Source organism: Candidatus Methylomirabilota bacterium, from assembly GCA_036005065.1.
Taxonomy (GTDB): domain Bacteria; phylum Methylomirabilota; class Methylomirabilia; order Rokubacteriales; family DASRDR01; genus DASYQW01.
The window spans coordinates 1-3,739 of record DASYQW010000070.1 but is presented as its reverse complement, the minus strand read 5'-3'; the positions used below and the strand labels follow the sequence as shown (position 1 = coordinate 3,739).

Sequence of the window (3,739 nt, the reverse complement as noted above, 5' to 3'; positions counted from 1 at the left end):
TGGGGTTCGTGGACTCCGACGTCGCCTCGCTCCTGGGCCTCGAGGAACACCGGGAGGTTCCGCTCTGCCTAGTGCCAGTCGGGCTGGAGGATCGCCAGGTGGCCGCCGCGACGGGGGAACCCGAGGAAGTCTCGTTCGAGGTCGGAGCGCTGTCCCGGACCGAATATGTGTTCCAGGGGATCCTCGAGGCGAACGACGCCGGCCGGCTGCACGCCCCCGAGGCGGTCGCCCGGTGGCGCGAGGGCTTCGGTGGGTCTCCGGTGCGCGACGGGGCTGGCGACGCGCCTGCATCGCCCCAGGCGGGCCTGTCGACCGACTTCCTCGAGGAGGTCATCCGGCGGCGCGGCTCGGCTCGCCTCTTCGCCCGGGGCTTCATCCGGGCCGAGGTGCTCGCTGCGATCCTGGCACGTTGCACGGTCGGAGTCCCGACCGACTACGCGCCGGGCGGGGCGCACCTCGCCGAGCCCTACCTGATCGCGAACCGTCGAGGGGATCGGGCCGGGCGCGTACGTGTTCCGTGGCGGTGAGCTTCAGTTGCTCCGCGACGGCGAATTCAGGCGGGAGGCCGGGTTCCTCTGTCTTGAGCAGCGCCTGGGAGCGGACGCGGCGGTCACCCACTTCCTGATGGCCGACCTTCGCCGCGCGCTCGATGCCCTCGGCGCCCGCGGCTACCGCGCCGCGCAGCTCGAGGCCGGCATCGTCGCCGGGAGGATCTACCTCGCGGCCTACGCGAGCCGCTTTGGCGCCACCGGTCTCACGTTCTACGACGACGAGGTCACCCGATTCTTCTCGGCGGATGCCGAGGGCAAGAGCTGCATGCTGGTCGTCGCGGTCGGCGAGAGCCCGCGTCTGCGTCGCGCGAAGGCCCGCCCCCTCCCGGGCCGAACCGGTCCCAAAGTGCCCCGCTGACTGCGTCGGGCCGTCTCCGCACTGTCGCTCGTCGCCGAAGCAGCAGCCAATCATCGAACCCTTCCAACGGGGACGAGGTTCGTCTGAACATCACGAGTCCTTGCCCGCGCTGCTTCGACGACAAGGGAGCTGCCCAAGGATTCCGGGGTCCAGCGCGCCGCGGGCAGAACCAGGAACGTCAACGTCCTGCGTTGTCTCGAGAGACGGCACGATCCGCCGCGGCGATCCGGTCGGGCGTTGGCTCGAAGCTCAGGCGTCGACGAACAGGGCCACCGAGGCCGTGAAGCCGTGCAAGAAGTTCTTCCCGCCGACCGGGCCGATCTCCCCGGCGCAGTTGAAGCCGGCGAGGGGCAGGCCCCCGAGTCTCTCGGATATCAACGACGCGTCGTGATCGAAGACCGGGAACAGCCGCGAGCCTCGCCCGTTGCACGTGAAGAGCAGGGCACCGTCCGCCGGCTCGGCGGCCTCGAGCTCGAGGAGGGCGCGGAGATCCTCGTCGGCGGTGGCCGCGTCCCGGACGTGGAACTGGATGCTCTCCCCCACCTCGATCCGATCCCCCACCGCGAGCGCCCCGGTCCGCTGATCCACCCCCACGACCTGCCGGATCAGGAAGTCCCCCCGTCCTGGCTCGAGCTTGTACTCATCGATCGCCCGGCCCACGAAGAGGCCCTGGCCGAGCAGTGTGCGGTCCTCGGGCGAGAGCCCCTCCACCAACTCTTGGAGCCGAAGCAGCGGCGGGCGGCCTCCCAGCTCGTGGATGACGTTTCCTTCGGCCCGGGTCACCGTGTAGACGTTGCCGACCGGCCCGCATCCCTGGGAGACCAGAGTGCGGATGCGGACGCCGGGAAGTCGTGCGCCGACGGCGCCCTCGTTCACCACCCGATCGTCGAGGAACAGCCGGGTCTCGCCCGGCCCCATCCCCCCGCTCGCCATCCCGCCCATCACCACCGTCCCCGGCATCTGTTGGTTCATATGCCGCAGCAGATGGTCTGTTGGGAACGAGAACGGGTCGCCGATCAGCAGGTAGGGACCGGACCCCGGCCCTTGGAACCGGTACCCGGTGAACACACCCCCTTCCGAGGTGCGCACGAACTCTATGCGGAACGTCTCGGTCGGCTCGGGAAGGGACGCTAGCCACACGGCGACGGCCGGGCCCTCCTCGACCTCCCGGTCGCCGCCCACCACCGTCTCGGCGACGCAGCCCACAACCCGCTCGGGGCGGGCCCCACGGCGAACGGCATCGATCACCAACGCCGCCGAGGGAGCGTGATGTCGGGAGGCGACCAGGAGGGCCAGCGAGACATCCGCCCCGTCTAGGCGGGACCCGGCCACCAGAGCGGCCTCCGCCCCCGCCTTCGCTGGATCGGGGTCGGTCGAGAGCGCCGCGCCGATCCTCATCGCATCGACCCTACACCAGCGATGACGATCTCAAGCTGGCCCTGCGCGACGCCGGCGGTTACACACGTCTATCCATCGCTTCTAGCTCTCTAGCTGCAGTTCTGACCTGTCTGAAAAGTATGAGTGTCCGAGCCTGGCTACGACCAAGACCGCTGGCATTGCGCTGAGGGCTGAGCGGGCCGCCGGCGACTAGGCCCTCGGTACCACGAGGTGCGAAGTCGCCCGGCTCTCGGCCTGAAACAAGGTCTCGGTGCCCGAGGCGCCCAAACTCGCGGCTGCCGGGTCACCGTTGACAGAGTCGCCTGAAACCGTCGACAGATTCGCCGCTAACGAGACTAGGATGCCGCGAGGCCCCCGGAGCCGGGGGAATGTCGGGAGTCGCACGGACGACCTGGGTTCAGGTCGAACAGCGTCACCCCGAGGTCTCGGCCCCGGGGCTGACTCCTGTATAGCACGATGATGCCCATACAACGACCCAATGTAGTTCTCCGTCGCGCGCAAGAGCCACGCGTCGAGGGGCAGGTCGGTCCGCTGGCTCGGCAGGTTCGATTGCTGCCGAGGGCACACCCTGACGGTGAACGAACCTTTCGCCGGCGATCCACTTTCTCGGGCAGTGATCACGGGAACACGGTTGAACATGATCACGCGGTATCCAGCGCTGATGAGCGCGGGCTGGGGCCGCGTCGCGCCCAGCTGCCCAGCTCTGGAGGTTCGAGGGATCGAGGAGGACGGCGAGTCTGGACTCTCCGGTGGCTACTCGGATGATGGGAGCCGGCTTCCCTGCTTTCACCCCTCTTGCTATGTCGGCGTGAAGAAGCTGTAATCGGTGTAGAACTGGAAGGGTCGAGGGAGAGGAGGTGGAAGGATGCCTCCGAAGAAGGCCACCGCCAAGCGCCGCACAGCGAAGAAGGCCACCGCCAAGCGCCGCACAGCGAAGAAGGCCACCGCCAAGCGCCGCACAGCGAAGAAGGCCACCGCCAAGCGCCGCACAGCGAAGAAGGCCACCGCCAGCGGACTCCGGCACCGGCTCCGGTACTAGCCCAATCGTTTGAGTGCCAGAAGACCGTGACGAGCCCGAAGTGCGCGGACGGGTACAAGTGGGTGGCAGGGGTTGTTGGTACGCCGTGGGCACAACGCCCACACGCATACCAATCCCTCGTATCCGAGCTACGACCGGGGACATTCGATCGCGCATTTCGCCCGACCAATGCAGCCCGGCCCAGGAACCCGCCGACCGGACCTTCGATCTGGCTCAAGCGGCAACCTCGTACTCATGGATGGGGCCACCGAGTAGATCGTGCATCCGAACGTGAAAGCGATCCGGCCCTGGGTCCGGCGTCTTGGCTCAAGGCCGCGGTGGGGCCTTCTGAGTCCCTGGCGTGTGAATGCCACGGTGGCCAAGGAATGCGAAGAGCGCCCGCGGCCCCCTCTC

Annotated in this window: 4 protein-coding genes; 3 read left to right on the top strand and 1 reads right to left on the bottom strand. The window is 68.4% G+C overall.

The genetic code is table 11. The features are described 5' to 3' along the window. A partial coding sequence (locus tag VGW35_05555; GenBank protein HEV8307114.1) for a hypothetical protein occupies positions 1-527 on the top strand: 527 nt, incomplete at its 5' end. A 7-nt stretch (positions 528-534) separates the two neighbouring features. Beyond that, positions 535-909, top strand: a complete 375-nt coding sequence (locus VGW35_05550; protein ID HEV8307113.1) for a nitroreductase family protein — start codon at positions 535-537, stop codon at positions 907-909. Positions 910-1,158: 249 nt separating this feature from the next. Here VGW35_05550 and VGW35_05545 read toward each other — a convergent pair whose 3' ends face one another. Next, on the bottom strand, positions 1,159-2,307 hold the full coding sequence (locus VGW35_05545) for an FIST N-terminal domain-containing protein (protein ID HEV8307112.1): 1,149 nt from the start codon (positions 2,305-2,307) through the stop codon (positions 1,159-1,161). An 865-nt stretch (positions 2,308-3,172) separates the two neighbouring features. Between VGW35_05545 and VGW35_05540 the strand changes: the two genes are divergently transcribed. Then, the gene (locus VGW35_05540; GenBank protein ID HEV8307111.1) at positions 3,173-3,346 is read left to right on the top strand and encodes a hypothetical protein; all 174 of its coding nucleotides are present in this window, start codon (positions 3,173-3,175) and stop codon (positions 3,344-3,346) included. Positions 3,347-3,739 lie beyond the last annotated feature (393 nt).

Excerpts from the sequence above, each read along its gene's own strand:
- VGW35_05545 (HEV8307112.1), bottom strand. The coding sequence starts at position 2,307 with ATGAGGATCGGCGCGGCGCTCTCGACCGACCCCGATCCAGCGAAGGCG.
- VGW35_05540 (HEV8307111.1), top strand. The coding sequence starts at position 3,173 with ATGCCTCCGAAGAAGGCCACCGCCAAGCGCCGCACAGCGAAGAAGGCC.